Raw genomic sequence first — 19,686 nt, forward strand, 5'->3', positions numbered from 1 at the left:
CCTGAACCCTGAACCCTGAACCCTGAACCCTGAACCCTGAACCCTGAACCCTGAACCCTGAACCCTGAACCCTGAACCCTGAACCCTGAACCCTGAACCCTGAACCCTGAACCCTGAACCCTGAACCCTGAACCCTGAACCCTGAACCCTGAACCCTGAACCCTGAACCCTGAACCCACCGCCTCCCCTCTCGCCTGAATCTCATTTGCATTTCGTCACGGGGCGGCTTGCTGAGATCGCGCTGCGCGGTGTGGCGGGGGAGGTTGCGGAGCGACATGGGTTTGAACACAGCGTGCAGGTGACCCCGATCACCGTCGCGGCGCTGATCACTCCCAAATGGTTGACGAGGCACCTTGCCGTGCCGGACGGGACCACTCACGTGATCTTGCCCGGATTTTGCGAAGCCGTACTCGATGACCCAAGTGACCCCGCCACACCGGATGTCACGTGGCGATCGCGGTTAGCGGAAATCGCGAAACTCGCCCCCGATCGAATTGTTTGTGGGCCGAAAGATTGCCGTGATATCGATGCCTGGCTGGGCGGGAAAATTCGCGAGGTTGATCTCTCGGCATACTCCATCGAGATCATCGCGGAAATCAATCATGCGCCGCGTCTGAGCGTGGACGAAGTCGTCCGCATCGCTGCGGAACTTCGTCGCGACGGATCGGACCGGATCGACGTCGGCTGTGATCCGGGACGGCCCTGCCCCTTGATTGGCGATTATGTTGCCGCCCTTGTCGGCGCGGGGCACCGTGTCAGCATCGACACTTTTGACGGGTGGGAGGCACGCGCTGCGATCGCCGCTGGCGCCTCGCTGGTGCTCTCGGTGAATTCCTCCAATCGCGAAGCGGCAATCGACTGGGGCTGCGAAGTCGTTGCAATTCCCGACACGCCGGATGACTTGCAGTCTCTGGACGACACGGTCGAGTTTCTGGAACGGCACAAGGTCCCGATGCGTCTCGATCCCATTCTCGAACCGATCGGCTCGGGGTTCGGCCAATCCATCATCCGCTATGCCCGGATCCGCGAGCGGTATCCCGATCACGCGATGATGATGGGCATTGGAAATCTAACGGAACTGACGGATGTGGATTCCGCGGGAGTGAACTTGCTCCTGCTTGCACTCTGTGAGGAATGGGGCATTAAGAGTGTGTTGACGACCCAGGTGATCAATTGGGCGCGAACATCAATCAAAGAATGTGATCTTGCCCGCCGGTTGGTGCACCATAGCATTGCCGATGGCACGCCCCCGAAAAACCTTTCGGATCAACTCGTCATGCTCCGCGATGCCAAACTGCGTCCGTACTCGAATGAGGCCATCGAAGCACTGACCGCGGGCATCCGCGACAACAACTACCGCATCTTGGCCCAGGATGGCGTCATTCACATGATCAGTGCGGGCGTGCATCTGCGTGGCGACGACCCCTTCGCCATGATGAGCGAGTTGCTAACACGGCCTCAATCAGACAATGTCGACGTTTCGCATGCGTTCTACCTCGGCTCGGAACTCGCCAAAGCGAAAATCGCGATCCAGTTGGGCAAACAATACGAACAAGATCAGGCGTTGGACTGGGGCCATTTGACGGTCGACGAGCCCCGCCATCGCATCCCGCGAAAATCCCGCCACCAGAAAAAATAGCCCGCGCGACGTCGCATTCGTTCGTTTTACAGCTGCCTATTCGATCGCCGCGACGTGCTCGGTTTGAACGTCGGCCGTCAGGATCGCTTTGGCGGTCATCCCTTCGTCGCCGGCCGTGGTGATCACAAGGGAGGCCCGCTGAGCGCCTTGAGCTGCGGTTGGTTTGAGCGTCATGTTGACGATGTGAACCTTCTTTTCACTACCATCATTTTCAAACTGGACGTCCCAGCCGGCGCAGTCGATCGACTTGATCGCAAAGGGTTCACGGCCCTTGAGAACGAGTCGCTGCGAGATCTCTTGCCCTGAATGGACGCTGCCCAAGGCGATCGATTGCGGGGACACGGTCAGCGCCGTCACGACATTGCCGGAAACCTGTAACGGCACGCGGGGCATGCTGCGATCGTTCGTTTGCACGATCACTTCATCTTGGAAAAACCCCTCTGGAGCATCCTCTCGGACCTGGACCGTCAATTCGTAGGTGGCCTTACCAGCGGCTCGCTCGATCTGTTTGAAGGTCGGAATTAACCAGGGCTGGTTAGCGCGAACATCAACGACCTGCCAATCGCCGCGTCCCGCATAAAAAATCTTAGTGCTGCCGGTTTGGGATTCGCCTTGATGGACCGTGCCGAACTCGACACTTCCAGGATGGAACACCATATCGCTGCGAATGTATCCGTCGACTTTCAACAGAACTTCGCTGTAAACGGGTTTGTCGATGACAACCGTAAGTGTCGCTCCCTTCTTGCCCCGGAACGTCGGCGTATTAAAACGAGCGAGCAACGTCCCCTGGCCACCAGCGGGAATGTAGTTCGAAGACAGGGTCGGTGTCGTGCAACCACAGCTCGTCCGCACCTCGCGAATGTGCATCTCGCTCCCCGTCGTGTTCACGATTGGGAACGAAAACTCCGTCTTCGACGCGACGGCAACCGTACCGAAATCGTGAGACTTGACCGGAAAGGCCTTGTCTGTCCAGTCCGCCTTAGCAGCTAGCGGAGACAGAGCAAAGAAAACAGCAACCGCAGTGCTGGCGAGCGGTCCTGTGCCGGGCAGCGTCTTCGAAAAACGAAACATCACGGGTCTCCTCCGGGAGACTGGGTAAAATAGGTGGCTGGCGGGGCGTTGTACTCGTTCATGATCCAACGTGTAAGTCAATCCTACCGGCGCTTTTTGTAGAGGCAAGTCAGCCCGACCAAAATTGTGCAAATCTCGCAGAATCCTTTGCTTTCCTAATCCGCTAAGTCAGGCCAGCGTGATTCTAGGGGGATGTCGGATTGGATCGGGAGCGACTTGGGGGCGATTCCTCTTGCGAGTCCCTCGCGTGATTGGCTAATCGTGGCACTCACGTGGACCGCTGTTTCTAATCCGATTGCGAGTGCCCGGCTGATCTGGGGTAGATCGTCAGGCCCCGCATAGCCAGGCTCATCGATTGGACGATGGGCGTCAGCGGCCACATGCCGGCAAGGATGCCAATGTGATTAAGTGGTTGTGGTCGACTCTGTTGGGCAGAAAGAGCTCGGGCGGGCGCTCGTCGGGTGTTCCGCTGATTCGATGGTTCACGCCCAGCCTGACGGTGTCGGGCGTGGTCATGGCGATTCTCAGCGCCCTCACGGGCCAGGTCAGTCTGACGTCGCTCGACAAGTTTCGGGGTACGGAGCCACCGGTCTACGACGACCCGATCGCCGCATCGGTCAGTGCGACCCATTCGCCGCTACAACCCGCCGGGTTTGCCGCACCTCGCCCGCCCTTGGAAAACGTCCCGTCGCGAGGCGTCCCGCAAGAGGGGCTGGTCGCCGCACCGGCGCCGACATCGCAGGGAAAGTCCCAGACCGCGATTCGAATCGCCAGCTTCAACATCCAGGTCTTCGGCGAGAGCAAGTCGCGTAAGCCGGAGGTGATGCAGCAACTCGCCACAATCCTCTTGCAGTTTGATGTGATCGCCGTGCAAGAGATTCGCGGAGACCCTCAGGTCCCCATCCAAGGCTTGCTCAGCGAAATCTCGCGTCAGGGCGGGAGGTATCGAGCTATCCATGGGCCGCCGGTGGGCCGAACTTCTCAGAAAGAATGCTATAGCTACTTCTGGGATCAGGATCGCATCGACGTAATCGAGCACTCCGACTACTTGGTGGGTGATCCCGATGACCGGATGCACCGCGAGCCGATGGTGGCGAGCTTCCAGACGCGAGTGGCGCCGGTGGATTCCCGCCTGCCGTTCCGGTTTACCTTGATCAACGTCCACACAGACCCCGATGAAGTGAAAGGGGACACACCCGACAACGAGTTGAACGTGCTCGACGACGTATTTCAAAGCGTGCGCAACTATGGGTACCAAACCGAAGGCGAAGATGACTTCCTCTTGCTGGGTGACCTCAATGTCGATGTCAAAGGTTTGCGTGAACTCGGTCAGATCCCTGGGATGGTTTCGCTGATCGGTGACGTGCCCACAAATACTCGCCAAACGAAGTGCTACGACCACATGTTGATCGACTCACGCGTGACAGAGGAATTCGTGCGTCGCAGCGGCGTGCTCAACCTGGAGCGATTCTTCGGGATCGACCAAGCAACAGCGTTGAAGATCAGCGACCACTATCCCGTATGGGCGGAGTTCAGTGTCTACGAGGCACCGCGCAACTGGTGATCACGCGACGCGCGAGGGGCCCACATCTTCCACCGCACCCCGTTGGAGCGGGCGTTCCCTGCAGGGAGCGTCAGCCCGCGTTCGGGGAGCGTCAGCCCGCGTTCCAATCGGCAATTGCCAGCGCCCTTTGATTGGCAGCACGATGAGGCAATCTCTCAGGCCCAGGCTGGGGGCACTCTCCCCCCACGAGGCGTGCGGGAGAGGGGAGGCTGGGCAATTGGGTCTGGTCTGCAGGAGGCGGAGATGCAGAAGAAAACTGGCGAAATGCAAAAGCATTGCAACCCCAGAGGTTTAGCGGACCAGCATTCGGCTCGGTGTTGCCGGTCGGAGTTGGATCGAATCAGGAGGCCGCTGGCGCCTCAGCGGGCTCATTCAGAGAGCCTGGTTTTGGCGGCAGGCAGCTCACTCGGGGGCGATTGGGCGCAGGCCTGCTGACGGGTTGGCGACTGATTCCCACGTGCGGACTTGGACTTCGTCGATAACCGCTTCGCCTCCACCGATGACTTCCATCATCACATGCAGGGCCGTGTTCGAGCCGACCTGACGAAATAGAGTCACCTGGGTCCATTGTTGCTGGTCCCTAACGAGCACCCCCAGTTCTTGGCTGCCCACTGAGTCATAGACGAGTAGGCCTTGGTGTGGCCCCAGGAAGCCGAGGGTGCGGACCATCACGTCGATCCGCACAACGGCCGGTTCCTGCATTCGCACTGCGGGGCTGCGAATCATCAGGCAGGTTCCCTCGTAGCCTCCGGGCAGCGGATCGCTGTTGCGCGGTGTGACCCGCATCCGCAGTGCGCCCTTGCCCGCGAAGGCTCCTCGCTCGATCTGGGTCGCTTCGACATCGGCCCAGCGGGCGTGTCGGCGGCCGAGTGTCCAGCCTTCGCGGGCTAAGACGTCATCGCCCGAAACGGCGGTCCCACGCTCGAAATCGCCGCCAGCGAGTCGGTTGACGCTCCACCGAGACCGAGTGCCCGTGTGGTTAACGAAGGACGGAGCGACCGAGGCCAGGTCGTTCACAGGTGTCTTCAGCAAGGGCGACCAGGCGATTTGAGTTTCGATGTCACCAGCGATCAACGGTGGGCTGCTGACATGTCGCCCAGGCGCAGTCTGCGAATCGCCGAGCTCGCTATCAGCAGGCGAATCTCCTAGATGGACCCCCGTGAGCAGGCTGCTGTGGAGCATCCAGTTACTCTTGGCGCCCCACGCGTCGGCGCGACGCGACATGCGAAGGGATGATTCGGGCTGGCCGCTGCGGACCAATCGCTCGGCGTTTTCGAGTGACGTCGTAGCGACTTGCAATAGGTCGACCGGCACGGAGCCTGAGACCACGCGTGCCGCCGCGGCGCCGCGCCAGTTGAGTTCACTTCGACGAACCGCTTCGGTCGCTAACTGCCAGCGGTCGAGGGCTGCTTGACGCGCAAAGCGTTTTGCCGAGCCGGCAATCCGACCCGCTTCAGCAATTTCGTCGCTGATCGCAACCACCTCGACAATGTCCGGCGAGACAATGCTCAACGTCGTCCCCGAGGTGCTCGTGTCAGGCGTCAGTCGCTCGGCGGAGAAATCGGTCAATCGCCAAATCAGCTTGCCTTCATCGGCGGGCGGAAGGCGAATTTCGATCGTTTTTCCGTCACCGGCCATCGCCGCGTCCCCGCGTCCCATGGCGGAAGTCATGATCAGCAGAGTGGTTGGGCCCGCGTTCAGGCGATGGGCGATGTAGATCGGCAAGCCTGATTTGGCGTCATGAATCAACTCGCTCGTGCGGGATGCCTCTGCGGCGCTGATCCAGGGTTCGAGGGCTGCGACAAACCGATTGACGAACGAAAATGACATCGCGCGGCTCTGCTGCAGCGGGGTGCCTGACGCGAGCGAATCGGGTGATCGAATCAGTATCGCATCGGGGCGGTCGCCCAACGCGTCGGCGACCTGTCTCCACATTCCATGCCATTGAAAGGAATCTGGTTCAGGCGTGCCAATTTTTGCGGCAATCGCGTAGTCCTGGAGCGAAGCGGCATGGTTCGCTACCCCCGAAACGCCAATGGCCATTGGCTTTCCCGAGCAGCGAGTGATCTGGTCCTGCCGAAGTGCTTTCGCCGCAACGCTGGAGACGTCACGAACACGAGGCGGTGAGTCGAGTACCACGCTGTCGAGCATCGCGGCGTATTGGCGAAACGATTCGACAGGGCTCCCGATCAACGGCCGCTGCCAGCGGGCAGGGAGGTCGCGGAGCCGTGCTGCAGTTTCGGCGTGCATGTCGACATGGTCCGAGTCCAATGCCTCGTGGCCACCGATGATCCACGCGGACACCGGCTCGAGGAGTGGAGCCAGGCTTTCGTCAGGCGACGAGGGAGCGGGCGCGTACACTTTCATGCGTGCAGCGATTGCTTCGGACAAAATTGATGACGTCGGCGGGTTCGACAACCACACCGCGTCAAAGCCGAGGGAGTGAACCCAGGCGAGTGGCTCGCCGTTGTGCTGCAGAATCCGCGTCACGCGATTGCTCGGGAACGCCGAACCGGCGTTGGGGCTCGGGCCGGTCCGCGATTCCAGTGTCTGTCGGCGTGCGTTGTGCCCACGGGGCTCCAGGACCGAATCGCCGCCCGCTGCACGCCGCGACGCGGCCTCGAGGGACGATGCAACCGCCTCGTCGACGAGCGGCACCATGGCGTCAATTCGCAGTGCATCGAGCCGGAGCGTGTGATTCCCGGGGCCGCCGTAGGCATTGATCACAACCGCATCGACGTAGGGCGATGAGACATCAGCGGAAACGCCGAATTCATTGCGCAGCGAGACTCGCTTGAGCTTTAGGCTGCGTTCAATATCGCTCACGCCGAGGTGCTGGAACTCGCCAATGCGTTCATAGGACGAACCATAGACGAGCAGGGAGGCGGGACGCTTGGTATGCGGATCGAGCAGATAGGGGAATCGAACGCGAAAGCCGATGCGAATTCCCCGTGACAGCCCTTTGACCGAAATCGTTGCCGCGAGCGCATCGATCGGCCGCAGCGGTTCGATTGGGTACACCAGCACCGCCTTCGTCCCGTGCCCCGTCACCAGCGTGATGGTTTCACAGCGTCCGCCGTCAGCGCCCGCATCGCTTGCGTGGCCCTGCTCACTCACCCGCGCGTCACAATCGTCTTCGTCGAGCGACCAGCGAGGCGGGTACGCGTCGAGCGGATCTGTTAACTGTCCCACCGCCGGGCTCAAAAAAGCAAAAATCGAGATGGCAGCGACAAACAATTGAAGCAGCCAATCGCAGCCGCACCGGGGGTGCGACTGAACAGTTTTCCTACCCGGTACAGCCATGTCGGCAAAGTCCGCCAAATGCTTAGACAGAGTCATTGAACGTTGACCGCGGCCCACGCGGGCGAAACAATCCACTCGCACCAAGATCGACCGAGCGATTGTTTCGCACCGAATCAATTTCCAATTAAAATAAGACGTCAGTCGATCTGGTACCAAGTTTCAGGGGTGTCCGTCCATAGCGATCGAGCGTTATCGGGAGACCAGGCCCAACCACAGGCAAATCCAGGAACATCGCTGTAAAACATTTCATGGAAATGACTTACAGCAGACATGAAACGTGCCGCAGCGAAGCGGCGCTGACACTGCAAAGGAAAGCTCTCATCCGGATCAACACCACCACCGCCGATGATTCGGCGTTTACTTTCCAACCGAAAGAACTGACCCATGACCAAGATTGCCGCCACCCAGAGGAAAATCAGTGATGAAACGCCGCTGGAGTTACAGGAAATGGCCGCTGCGATCGAGGCGCTCCCACCTCAATACCGTGATGCCGTTGCGCCGGCACTCGCCCGCGTGGTCGAATGCAGCACGCGGCGACGACGTATTTTGAATCTGGTCCAGGAAGCCCTGTCACAGCTGCGGCTCGACATGAAGTATTTGATTTTTGATCTCGAAGCGACCCGCCGTGAGCGCGATCACTTCAAGGACACGCTTGAACGCGATCGTCGGCGATAATGAAACTGTCCAATGAGTGAACCGAGAAGCGTGGACGGCCGGTCGGTCGATGCTACCCAACGTCGTCCCCGGTTGTTGATTTAGAATGCACAGCGAAAGAACTCGGTGACACTTTATACATTTCTGCTCGTCTTCGTTTCGCTCATGAGCGGTGCCGCTACCACGGAGATCGTTCCATCGGCGAGTGCGGTGCTGGCCAGTGTCCTGTTGGTGGCCGGCTGGGTGCTGGTGGCTCACGTCGCGGCCGTTTGGCTGGCGTGGCGAGCCGTTGAGGGCGCTCAGTCCATCACTGACAGCGCCGAGCAGCTGCGGGTGCTGATGGAAGCGGTGCGCTGGCTCGCAATTCCCATCACGTTGCTCTGTCATTTCGGTCTTTCGCTGGCGGCTTGGCTGTCCGTCCAACCGGTACTCGAGCACAGCATGACGATGCAGGCCGTCGGATTGCTCGCCCCGGGGATGATCCTACTGGTGGCGACGTGGTCGGCGGAGTATTGGTATGCCGCGATTTTGAGAATACGGCCTCGATCGCTCGCTGATTACAGCAGCGTCTTGATACGGAATATGCGCGCTGGGCCAGCGTGGTTGATCGTGCCGACCTTGGCATTCCTCGCCCTGGGCGACGTGGCGGAGCTGTTCAAAGTAAAATGGTTGGACTCGTCAACGGGGCCGGCTTCTCAGGCGAACGGATTGACCTGGGGATTGGTCGCGGGCGGCGGTGCCGTCGTGGTGATCGCGCTACCCTGGCTGGTGCGAGCGATTGCGAAAACCGAACCGCTATCCGAGCCGAATCGACGGGAGATCGAAACTTGGCTGCATCGCTGTGGCATTTCGACGCACCCGGTCTTTGGAATGCAAATCGTGAGATGGGATACGGGCCGGAGGATGCTCAACGCAATGGTCGCGGGCGTCGTGCGACCGGGACGTCTGCTGTTACTCTCGGACCGTTTGCTCGACGAGCTGCCCCGTGGCAACCGCCTGATGGTCGTCATGCATGAAATCGCCCATGTGCGGCGTTTTCATTTACCGATCCGAATGGCGGCGATCCTACCGGCATGGTGCGTTTCGAGCGGGGCGAGTTCGCTGTTAATCGACACGGGCCTGCTCAGCAACGCGTGGGCGATAGGCATCGGAGGTGTGCTGGGGTTGGTCACGACGGTCGTGCTGTTAGGGACGGTCAGCCATTTGTCCGAATTGGATGCCGATACGGTCGCCTGTCGTCTGGCCGTCCAAGCGTGCCGCCGTGATCCCAGTATCGGATCGATTGGAAACGGGCAACTCAACGTCGAGGGGGGGCAGACGCCTGCCGCGGAGATGACCGAGGCGTTGGCGGCCGAACTGTTGGCGGAAGCATTGACCCGCGTCACGGCAGACCATCCGGCATCACGTAAATTCAGTTGGCTGCACCCCAGTCTCGCGACGCGGGTGGAGCGATTGCGGCGGATAGCCCGCCCGCTTCCCGATTTCGCCTCGGACAGCCATACTCTAGCGGTCTGAACGAATGGATCGCTCAGGCATCATTTCGAAACCTTCCAACGAGAGTGAATCCAGATGAGTCAGAGCGGCGTGATCACATTCAAAGGCAACCCGATGACCCTGGCCGGTAGCGATCTTTTGATCGGTCAAGCCGCACCGGATTTTCAACTGCACTATGCCCACGAAGGTTTGCAAGTGCTGACTCTCGCTGACCTCAAAGGAAAGCCCACGATTCTATCGATCGTGCCGAGCCTCGATACACCGACCTGTGCGACGCAGACCAAGACCTTCAACGAGAAACTCGGTGAACTCGGCGACAAAGTCAATGCCGTCACGGTCAGTCGCGATCTGCCTTTCGCCCAGGCACGTTTCTGTGGTGCTGAGAACGTGACCATGCGTACGGCGAGCGACTACCAAACCCATGAGTTTGGCGAAGCGTACGGCGTTGAGATCGAAGAGTTAAAGCTGCTCAGCCGCGCCGTGATCGTCCTCGATAGCGATGGCAAGGTCGTCTACAAGCAGATCGTACCGGAAGTCACGCAGGAACCGGATTATGGCCAGGCTCTGCAGGCACTGACTGACCTCGTCGGCTAATGTTAATCGATCGCCTCCGCACCAGTACGCTCTTGATTGGCGTCATCGCCGTACTTCTGTACGTCGATGCAACCTACTCCAGCCCCGGTGCAGCCGGGTTGTACCTGCTGCCGCTGCTGGTGTTTTTTGCTCTCGGCACGGCTTGGGATATCTGTGGGCTGTTGCTTCGGGCTGGATTTCCGATGCATCGCGGGGTCACTTTGCTGGGGACCGGATTGGTCAGTGCCTCTCCCGCGGTGGTACTGGTCTGGAACGCTGCCGCTTTCGCGATGCCCGCGACAGTGGCTCCCTATCCCGAGAATTGCCCCATTGGTTTGATGGGTTGGACGACGGTGGCGGGTGTGATCGCGATGGTTCTATTCTTCCTCGATGAAATCAAGGACTACAGTGTCGCATCGGATCCGGCGGGCGTGCTCCGCCGTCTCTGTGCGAGTCTGTTCATCGCAGCGTATGTGGGACTACCGATGAGTTTGCTGCTCGTGCTTCGAACTCTCGGCAGCGACGACGTTGGCGATCCGGATGCTTCTAGCGGGCTAGGCAACTGGGGATTGGCCGCGGTTTTGACGATGATTGCGACCACGAAGAGTACCGATATCGGTGCGTATTTCACGGGCAAGGCAATTGGACGGCGAAAACTGATCCCTCGCCTCAGTCCGGGGAAAACCGTCGAAGGTTGCATTGGCGGATTGATCTTAGCGACGCTGGTCGCGGCGGCATGTTTGGCGTTCTTGTTTCCTGCGATCTCCTCAGGCAATACCCCACCGCTGGCACTGGCGTTGGTGCTTGGCCCACTTCTGGGGGTTTCCGGCATCGTGGGGGACTTGGCACAGTCGCTGGTCAAGCGAGCCTGTGGTGCCAAAGATTCGGGAAGTTTATTGCCGGGGATGGGGGGCGTTTGGGATGTGACGGACAGCCTGATTTTCGCGTCTTTGCCGGCTTTTCTATGTTTCGCGGCAGTGGCATGACGTGCACCCCAGCATTGGGTTAAAATGCTTCCATTGCATTCAGATGATTCGACGAGATGGCCAGCAAGTGGTTAGAATCTCGGCTGATGTTGCCCCTTCCTCTGTGAGTATGTTTCGATCAACGGTTCCTGTCTCCTTCTTTTAGCCCTGTGAAGCCCGTCATGCACGAAGCCACACTCTCGACGGCGGGCCCCGATGAAGTCTTGGTGTTGTTCGGTCCACGGGATCAACACGTCCGGAAGCTACGTCGACTTTTTGGAGTTGATATCACGCATCGGGACGGTCGCGTACGCGTAGCGGGCGAGGAAGCGAAAGTTGCCGCGGCGATGAGATCGCTGGAGCGACTTCGGGTGATTGCTCGCAAGAAGAACGGGTTGTCCGTCGGAGACATCGAGACCGCTGCGTCGGAGGAGGGTGCGACAATTGAGAACGGTCCGCCAGCTCGCCCCAGCAGCGAGGCGATCAATATCCAACACGCCGGTCGCAAGATCGTGCCGCGGACGCCCGGACAAGCGAAGTACGTCGACACGATCCGCGCACATGACCTCACGTTTGCAACGGGCCCCGCTGGGTGTGGGAAAACCTATCTCGCCGTGGCCACGGCCGTCGAAGCGTACAAGGCCGGCCAGGTGCGGAAGATTGTGCTGGTCCGACCCGCCGTCGAAGCTGGGGAGAGCCTAGGTTTTTTGCCGGGTGATTTGCGAGCCAAGCTGAATCCATATCTGCGTCCGTTAATGGACGCACTGGGCGAAATGGTCGATTACGATCAAGCCCGTGGGTTGATGGAACAGGACCTGATTGAAATCATTCCGCTCGCGTACATGCGCGGCCGCACGCTCAATGATTCATTTATTATTTTGGATGAAGCGCAGAACACGACTGTCGCCCAAATGAAGATGTTTCTCACCCGCCTGGGCGAACGCAGCAAAATGGTCGTCAGTGGTGATACCACACAATTGGACCTTCCACGGGGTGTGCGGAGCGGTCTGCGCGATGCTTTGTATCGGCTCAATAAAATCAATGGGATCGGAGTGATCCGGTTAGGGGCCAGAGATATCGTTCGCCACCGTCTGGTGCAATCGATTGTCGAGGCGTACGAGGCTTCGCAGCGACGCGAGGAACTGGGCGAGGTTCTGACCTTCGACGACGCGGCTGATCACCAGCCTTGAGCGGATTGGAACGACCATCATGAGCACAGCTAAAACCCAGCGCGCGGGTAAAGAACGTATCGAATCGCTCGGTATCCCCAAGCCGAAATGGGCGACGTGGTGGAACAAAAGCGACAAGAGCAATCTAGCGATTCGCTATGCGCTCGCGATTGCCGCAGCGGCGTCGCTGCTGCTGCTCTGCCGCACCTGGCAGCCCGCCTTCGCATACCGTCTCGGTGCCATTCCTGCTCGCGATATGTTAACGCGAGTAACCTTCCAGATCCCTGATCGAGTGGCCACCGATGATCAGCGGGAGCGAAAACGCCGAGAAGTTTTGACGCTGTATCGAAACGATCCCAATCGGCTCGATCAACTCCGTGAAGCGCTTCGCAACCAGTTGTTTTCGATTCTCGGTGCCTCCTCGTACGAACAACTCGGTGACAAAGAGCAAGCCGCCCTGAAGGAATTCCGTGAGGGCAGCGAGGCATTGCCCGCCGGCTCAGCAGCCCCCGCGACGGCCCCAACGGAACCGCAACCCGCCACTGCGCAGTCACCTGCGGAACGATTCGCGTTGCTCAAACGAGTCTTCAGCAAAGACCCGGAATTGAAGGAACTCGACGCCGCTCTCGATATTTCGACGAAAGACCTTTACAAGAACGGTGTCCTACAAGCCCCTCAGCATTCGCCTGAGCAGGGCTCGCAGCGGATGATTCGTGTCTTTGAAGGCACCAAGACCGATAGCGCCGTGCCAGTTGAGCTGAGCAAGGTGCGAATCGCTGAATCCGCCCGAGAACTCAACACACAGCTCAAAGATCAGTTCCGTACCCGTTTCCCTAGCAAAGCGGGCCAAGCCGACGACGGGCAACTCGCTGCTGGGATGATTGGCAATTGGTTGCGAGACAAGCTGCCCGATTATGAGACGCTGTCCTACGATGACGAGCTCAGCCAGGTGGCCAGAGAAAAGGCAGCCGATGCTGTCGAGACGGTGCAGATGACGTTCTATTCAGGCCAGTCGAAACTGGCTGATGCGGGCAAACCGCTGTCGGGTCGGGAACTGGCCCACCTGCGTAGCGAATGGTCCACGCTCGTCGAAAACATGCCACTGTTTGATCAAATTGCACGTGTTTTAGCGTATGCAGGAATGATCATTGCTCTTTATCTGCTGTGTGGCTCGTACATTTGGTTTGTGGACGATCGGACCATCCTGACAGATCTCCGACGGCTTTCACGACTACTCGTTTTGGCCGTTGTCACGATCGTGCTGAGTTACTACGCATCGCGTGACGATTGGCGTGCCGAACTGATCCCCCTGGTACTTGCATCGATCACCGCCGCGGTTGTCTACGGACGCGATTTTGCTTTGTTGTTGATGTCAGCCGCTAGCCTGAGCGTGACTTTGTTGCTGGGGGCGGATCTTTCGAATTTCGTGGTGATGATGGCCGCTTGTACGTCCTGCACGTTGTTGACCGGCCGCATCCACAGTCGCACGCACTTGATCACCGTTGCGATTATCTCAGCCGTCATCACGATGCTGACGACGATCGGGGTTGGCATCGTCGCCGGGCAAACTCTCTCCTCGGGCGGTCCCGGCGATGCGCTCGAGCCGCTGTTGCTGGGCGGACCTTTGCAACTCGTTTTGACGGGGCTGGTGAGCGAAGCGGGCTGGGCGGGTTTGTGTATTGTTGTCTCGGCTCTGGCGATGACGGGACTGCTGCCCTTGGTTGAAAAGGCTTTTGGGGTGCAAACGGATCTATCGCTACTGGAACTCAGTGACGCCAGCCACCCGCTCCTACGGCGGCTCGCTCAGCGCGCTCCGGGCACGTACAACCACTCCATTAACGTCGCATCGATTGCCGAGTCGGCTGCGGACGCGATCGGTGCCAACGGACTGCTCGTGCGTGTGGGCGCCTACTTCCACGACATTGGCAAGATGTTCAAGCCGGAGTATTTTATCGAGAACCAGAGCGCGGGGATCAATCAGCATGACTCATTGCAACCTGCAATGAGTACGCTCGTCATCATCGCACACGTCAAAGACGGTGCCGATCTTGCCCGCAATCACCACCTCCCTGAACCGATCATTGACTTCATCCTGCAGCACCACGGAACGACCCTCGTCGAGTACTTTTATCGCGAAGCCGCCCGGCGCAGTGAAGAGGATCCCAACCGTGAATCGGTTAGTGACAAAGACTTCCGATACCCGGGGCCCAAACCGCAGACGCTCGAAGCCGCCGTGCTGATGCTCGCTGATACGGTCGAGAGCGCTTCTCGCACCCTCGTTGATCCCACGCCGGCTCGAATTTCCAACCTCGTCGACGCTATTGCTCAGAAGAAAGTCGCCGACGGACAATTCGACGAGTGCGGCTTGACGTTCTCGCAACTGCATCGGGTGCGGCAGAGCTTGGTCAAGTCATTGACAGCGATCTATCACGCTCGCGTCAAGTATCCCGGCCAACAATCAGCATGAATTCCATGACGTTGTCGGAAGAGCCCGCGGCATGAGTGCCATTGAAATATCGATTGACCTGAACGTCCGCAACCGCGTGCGAGAATGTTCCTCCGACGATCATCCGCTCGATCGCAATCTGATTGAATCGGCGGTCCGGGCAGCGGCCTCGATAGGCGGATGTCGCGATTGCCGCGTGGGCGTGCGCGTGACCAATGATGACGTCATTCATCAGATCAATTGTGAGTTTCTCCAACACGACTATCCGACGGACGTGATCAGTTTTCCCTATGAATTGGCGGTCCCGATGGTCGAGGGGGAATTGGTCGTCAGTATTGACACGGCAGCCGCTCAGGCGTCCGATGCGGGTTGGTCAATCGCTGAAGAACTCTTGCTGTACGTGATCCATGGAACACTGCACTTAGTCGGATACGACGATGTCGATGATGCTGACCGCGCCGCCATGCGGGAGGCTGAACGCCAAGCAATGTCTCTTCTTTTCCCTCGCTCTGATTTCTTGTCCGCATGACTCATCTTCCTCTCTGGGTCGCAGTGGCTTGGACGATTTTTGGCTTCCTTCTAGGGAGCATCGGTGGCCTGGGCGTTGAGCTGATCGACGGTTTCGCTGGGCGATCGTTCGAAGTCTATTGTCGTGTCAAAAAGAACCGGGACCGGTTCGGCTCGGTGCTTGATCACCAAGATTCCGCGGTTAGCGGCAGCGACTACTTGCGTATGATCGGAACGGTGTTGTTCTTGATGTTTGGCACCATCGCAGTGGTCGACTATTTCGGCGAGGGTGGTCGGACACTCGGTGTGTGGGGGATCGTCGCCGGTTTATTGATGATGTTAACGCATCTGTGGTTACCGGCCGCAGTGACCCGGTTCACCTCGGCACCGCTGCTGTATTACACCTGGCCATTCTGGTTGACGTTGTCGATTGCGATGCGCCCCTTGCAGGCGCCCGGCGAGGTGCTCGAGATCATGACGCGCAGGCTCGCCGGGAAGATCGAAACAGATGATGAGGACGAGGAGCAACTCGAAGATGAGATCAGGACAATCGTGGCCGCGGGCACGCGCGAAGGTTATTTTGGTCCAGGTGTGCGTGAAATGATCCAAGGCGTGATGGAGCTGCACGAGGATACCGTCGGCCACATCATGACACCTCGTGGTGATGTCGAAGCGATTGATGCCACATGCTCTTGGCCGAACGCGTTCGCAAAAATCATCGCCAGCGCTCGGACACGGTACCCGGTCTATCAAGACACCATCGACAATGTCGTTGGGATTCTGTTTGTGAAAGACCTCCTGCCGTTCCTCGTCTCGGAGTCGATGCCCGAACAGCCTATCCAAGAACTATGCCGCAAGCCGTGGTCGGTGCCCAAGGATCGCAGCGTTGAATCGCTATTGCGAGAGTTCCTACACAATCGTTCCCACATGGCAATTGTCGTCGACGAGTTCGGCCAAACAGCCGGTGTCGTTACCATCGAAGATGCCCTGGAGGAGATCGTCGGCGAGATTGTAGATGAATCCGATGAGGAAGAGGAGTACGAAATTCGCATCATCGACGACGATACCATCGAAGTCGATGGTCGGGTGATGATCGACGATCTGAATGAACTGATTCACTGGGATATCCCCGAGAGCGAGGACTACGAAACCATCGCTGGCTGGGTGCTTTACAATACCGGTGCGATCCCCGACGCGGGCAGCAAGCTGTTGCTCGCGGATATGGAAATCGAAATTTTGCGAGCGAGTAATCGCAAGATTGAATCCATGCAACTGCGCCGTGGAGGCCTCTCCTAGCCGGCGGTTGACGGAGTCGAAGCTCGACCGGCAACCCTGAACCCAATGCAGTATGGCATCAGGGAACGCGAGCCACCGGGCCGCTCACGCGACTCGGCTGATGAAATGAGCACGCCGCGAGGGGGGCAGTCGCCAATCGATTGAGAGGAGTTTTGTGCGGATCGCTATTTTCTCATGGAGGTGCGTCGTGAAAGAATGGTTCGCGAGCGTTTCGGTGGATTACAATACCACCCTGTTGAACCACAGCCAAATTTTCGTTGGCAGCCGTTCCCTGCGTGTCGAGCTCGTCACGGCACAGGCCGACCGCTGACCTAGACCCAGTCGCTTGATCAGCATCGTTGTCAGAAATCAAGAGCACCATGGCCCGAGCCGAACTCGAATCGACGGTACCCCGCAGCAAGTGTGATGTCTGTGGTTTGGGAATGCTGGTATTCGCATTCAGCCCCTTCGTCCCGATCCAACGGTTTGCCTGGTTAATGTTCTCGTTGTTATCGATCGCCTTAATCGCTGACTTAATCCTCTTGCCCTGCATGCTCTACAGTCCGCTGGGACGCTTTTTCATGCCGTCTCACGCGAAATCCGCCTGATCCCTGGCTGGAATTGCTGCGACGAGCGTGTTGGTAGGCCATGTCGGGATCAGCCGCTCACCGGCGACCGTGGCCTGCCCACGGCAGTTGAGATCTAGCAATCTTCCGTTCGAAGGAGTGCTCACTTATATTGCCAGACCGTTCGTTGCCGCCCATTCAGGACGCTTTGCATTTGCTCCGATCCATGATCCGCAAGCTGAATCGACTTTTCGAACCGATCTGTGCCGCTGGAATTATCGCGTTGTTGGTCATTAGCGGCTTCGTAACGCTTCACAGCCTCACACGCATGTGGGAGGACGTTGATAAGGTGGGCAGCTCCTACGCCGTTTTGGAGTCCCTCGACTCGCTCTCAATCGCCCTTCGCGAAGCCGAAACGGGCCAACGCGGTTTCCTGGTGACGGGTGACGAAAGTTACCTTGAACCCTACCGGGCCGCCGAAGCGAGTCTGGATGATCTGCTCGTGGAGCTGACACAGCGAACGTCCAATAATCGGTCACAAGACGAGGTCCTAAAACTACTCAAACAATCGATTCAAGCCAAACGCAATGAACTCGCATTCACGATCCAACTGAGTCGGGACGGCAATCAAAGCGACGCGAGCGAAATCGTTAAAACCGATTTCGGAAGAGATCTGATGGATCAAATACGCCTCGACACCGAAGTGATGCGAGGCAACGCGCGAGTGAGAAACGCCGTCCAGCTGGCCGAGACGAAACGCACCTACCAAACCGCATGGCTCACCGGATTGCTGCTGACACTCTCTGGTCTGGCACTCGTTGGCGGCGTCATCTGGGCGGTCTATCGGCAGCGGAAACTGAAAGAAGAGAACCGCGAACTCGACGAGCAAATTCGTCTGTTCTTGGAGCAGATTTCGGATTATGCCATCTTCATGATGGACACCCAGTGTCGCGCCACAACCTGGAACGATGGCGTCAAGCAGGTTCTCGGATTCGACGAACATGAATTTCTACAGCAGGATGTCCGGCCTCTGATCTTTACGCCGGAAGCCCATGCGGCGGGAGTCGTCGATACCGAGTTTGAGAAGGCGGCCAAGAATGGCGCCGCCAGCGATGATCGCTGGATGAAACGCAAGGATCACACCCAGTTCTGGGCGTCCGGAATCACGACCTCCATCCGGGACCGCTCCGGTGCAGTCGTCGGATTCAGTAAAGTCATGCGTGACATGACCGAGCAGAAGCAAAACAGCGATGAACTGAGCCGCCTGGCTGCCGAACTATCCGAGGAGTCTCGTCGCAAAAACGAGTTTCTCGCCACACTCGCTCATGAACTGCGCAATCCACTCTCGCCCATCAAGAGCGCTGTCCAGTTGATGTCGATGATGGACGTCAGCCCTGAGATACAGGAATTGCGAGCGACAATGGAGCTGCAGGTCGAGCAAATTGTTCGTTTGCTCGATGATTTGATGGATGTGTCACGCATCGGACGCGGCAAAATCGAGCTCAAAAAACAAGTCGTCGAGATCTCCACGATCATCGACGCCGCCGTCGAGAACTCCCAAACACACGTCGAAAATAACAATCAACAACTATCGGTTCACGTTTCCCGAACCGGGTTATGTGTTGATGTGGATCCTGCTCGGATCACTCAAGTCGTTTGCAATCTGATCAATAATGCGTCGAAGTACAGTGATGTGGACTGCAAGATTGACGTCTCGGCCGAACGGGTGGACGAATTCGTTGTCTTGCTCGTCAAGGACAACGGCAGCGGAATCTCACCCGAAAGGCTCGACGATATTTTTGAGATGTTCGCTCAAATTGAAGACTCGGTCGAACGTGGGGTGGCTGGATTGGGGATCGGTCTAACACTCGTCCGAACACTCGTCGAACTTCACGGTGGAACAGTCGCTGCGGCCAGTGAAGGGGTCGGCCAAGGCAGTGAGTTTACGATCCGGTTGCCAGCGGCCGTCACCCCGCAACGGCAAGAGCCGGTCGACGCACGATCGGTGCCCAACATCGAGCCCATGAGAGTGCTCGTCGTCGATGATATGCGGGCGTTATCAGTTATTTTGGCACGGCTGCTAACCAAATTAGGACACGATGTTCGGGTCGTCGACAGTGGCATGGCCGCCCTGGAGATGCTCGAAACGTTTCCCGCTGAAGTCGTTTTCTCGGATATCTCCATGCCAGGCATGACGGGCTACGAATTGGCGAAGCGACTGCGGAGCGATCGTCCCAATAACGACATCAAATTGGTCGCAATGACCGGCTACGGCCAAGCCAGTGACCGACAGAAAGCACTCGCCGCTGGTTTCGACGAGCACATGGTCAAACCCGTGGACTTCAAAGTCCTGCAGGCATTCTTCCGGAATCGCTGTTGAACCCACGCATGTTCAACGACACATTTTGAACGAAACAGAGATGGCCGGGCGAAACGCTGTCGATCCGCTTTTTTTCGGCT

General features: G+C 58.4%; 16 protein-coding genes. 13 read left to right on the forward strand and 3 right to left on the reverse strand.

The features are described 5' to 3' along the window. Nucleotides 1–205: 205 nt before the first annotated feature. Complete coding sequence (locus tag SH410x_RS12665; RefSeq protein ID WP_473676855.1) at nucleotides 206–1,639, forward strand: DUF6513 domain-containing protein; 1,434 nt, start codon at nucleotides 206–208, stop codon at nucleotides 1,637–1,639. 36 nt (nucleotides 1,640–1,675) lie between these two features. On the opposite strand, the gene SH410x_RS12670 is transcribed toward SH410x_RS12665, so the two are convergent. Beyond that, nucleotides 1,676–2,710, reverse strand: coding sequence for a DUF1573 domain-containing protein (locus SH410x_RS12670; protein ID WP_473676856.1), 1,035 nt, complete (start codon nucleotides 2,708–2,710; stop codon nucleotides 1,676–1,678). Nucleotides 2,711–3,065: 355 nt separating this feature from the next. Here SH410x_RS12670 and SH410x_RS12675 point away from each other — a divergent pair, with 355 nt between their 5' ends. Next, the gene (locus SH410x_RS12675) at nucleotides 3,066–4,274 is read left to right on the forward strand and encodes an endonuclease/exonuclease/phosphatase family protein (RefSeq protein WP_473676857.1); all 1,209 of its coding nucleotides are present in this window, start codon (nucleotides 3,066–3,068) and stop codon (nucleotides 4,272–4,274) included. 402 nt (nucleotides 4,275–4,676) lie between these two features. On the opposite strand, the gene SH410x_RS12680 is transcribed toward SH410x_RS12675, so the two are convergent. After that, nucleotides 4,677–7,613 (reverse strand): hypothetical protein, encoded by a 2,937-nt coding sequence (locus tag SH410x_RS12680; protein ID WP_473676858.1) that lies wholly within the window; start codon nucleotides 7,611–7,613, stop codon nucleotides 4,677–4,679. Nucleotides 7,614–7,714: 101 nt separating this feature from the next. Beyond that, nucleotides 7,715–7,849 carry a hypothetical protein gene (locus tag SH410x_RS12685; RefSeq protein ID WP_473676859.1) on the reverse strand — a complete coding sequence of 45 codons (135 nt, stop codon included), beginning with the start codon at nucleotides 7,847–7,849 and terminating at the stop codon, nucleotides 7,715–7,717. A gap of 112 nt (nucleotides 7,850–7,961) precedes the next feature. On the opposite strand from SH410x_RS12685, the gene SH410x_RS12690 reads away from it, so the two are divergent. From SH410x_RS12690 to SH410x_RS12740, 11 genes are all read left to right on the forward strand, one after another. Beyond that, nucleotides 7,962–8,252 carry a transcriptional regulator gene (locus SH410x_RS12690; RefSeq protein WP_473676860.1) on the forward strand — a complete coding sequence of 97 codons (291 nt, stop codon included), beginning with the start codon at nucleotides 7,962–7,964 and terminating at the stop codon, nucleotides 8,250–8,252. Between the two features lie 105 nt (nucleotides 8,253–8,357). After that, on the forward strand, nucleotides 8,358–9,746 hold the full coding sequence (locus SH410x_RS12695) for a M48 family metalloprotease (RefSeq protein WP_473676861.1): 1,389 nt from the start codon (nucleotides 8,358–8,360) through the stop codon (nucleotides 9,744–9,746). 54 nt (nucleotides 9,747–9,800) lie between these two features. Next, nucleotides 9,801–10,319, forward strand: a complete 519-nt coding sequence (gene tpx, locus SH410x_RS12700; RefSeq protein WP_473676862.1) for a thiol peroxidase — start codon at nucleotides 9,801–9,803, stop codon at nucleotides 10,317–10,319. Further along, nucleotides 10,319–11,284 carry a phosphatidate cytidylyltransferase gene (locus tag SH410x_RS12705; RefSeq protein WP_473676863.1) on the forward strand — a complete coding sequence of 322 codons (966 nt, stop codon included), beginning with the start codon at nucleotides 10,319–10,321 and terminating at the stop codon, nucleotides 11,282–11,284. Before tpx ends, SH410x_RS12705 begins: the two co-directional genes overlap by 1 nt. A gap of 161 nt (nucleotides 11,285–11,445) precedes the next feature. Continuing rightward, entirely contained in the window at nucleotides 11,446–12,453 is a 1,008-nt protein-coding gene (locus SH410x_RS12710) for a PhoH family protein (protein ID WP_473676864.1), read from the forward strand. A gap of 19 nt (nucleotides 12,454–12,472) precedes the next feature. Then, entirely contained in the window at nucleotides 12,473–14,899 is a 2,427-nt protein-coding gene (locus tag SH410x_RS12715) for an HD family phosphohydrolase (RefSeq protein WP_473676865.1), read from the forward strand. A gap of 31 nt (nucleotides 14,900–14,930) precedes the next feature. After that, nucleotides 14,931–15,407: an rRNA maturation RNase YbeY gene (gene ybeY / locus SH410x_RS12720; RefSeq protein WP_473676866.1), complete on the forward strand. Its 477-nt coding sequence runs from the start codon at nucleotides 14,931–14,933 to the stop codon at nucleotides 15,405–15,407. Next, nucleotides 15,404–16,681, forward strand: coding sequence for a hemolysin family protein (locus SH410x_RS12725; protein WP_473676867.1), 1,278 nt, complete (start codon nucleotides 15,404–15,406; stop codon nucleotides 16,679–16,681). The genes ybeY and SH410x_RS12725 overlap by 4 nt, the downstream gene beginning before the upstream one ends. Nucleotides 16,682–16,868: 187 nt before the next feature. Further along, nucleotides 16,869–16,991, forward strand: a complete 123-nt coding sequence (locus SH410x_RS12730) for a hypothetical protein (protein ID WP_473676868.1) — start codon at nucleotides 16,869–16,871, stop codon at nucleotides 16,989–16,991. A gap of 49 nt (nucleotides 16,992–17,040) precedes the next feature. Continuing rightward, nucleotides 17,041–17,268, forward strand: a complete 228-nt coding sequence (locus tag SH410x_RS12735; protein WP_473676869.1) for a hypothetical protein — start codon at nucleotides 17,041–17,043, stop codon at nucleotides 17,266–17,268. A gap of 184 nt (nucleotides 17,269–17,452) precedes the next feature. Further along, complete coding sequence (locus SH410x_RS12740; RefSeq protein ID WP_473676870.1) at nucleotides 17,453–19,606, forward strand: CHASE3 domain-containing protein; 2,154 nt, start codon at nucleotides 17,453–17,455, stop codon at nucleotides 19,604–19,606. Nucleotides 19,607–19,686: the final 80 nt, after the last annotated feature.

Source organism: Rhodopirellula sp. SH410 (assembly GCF_055811895.1).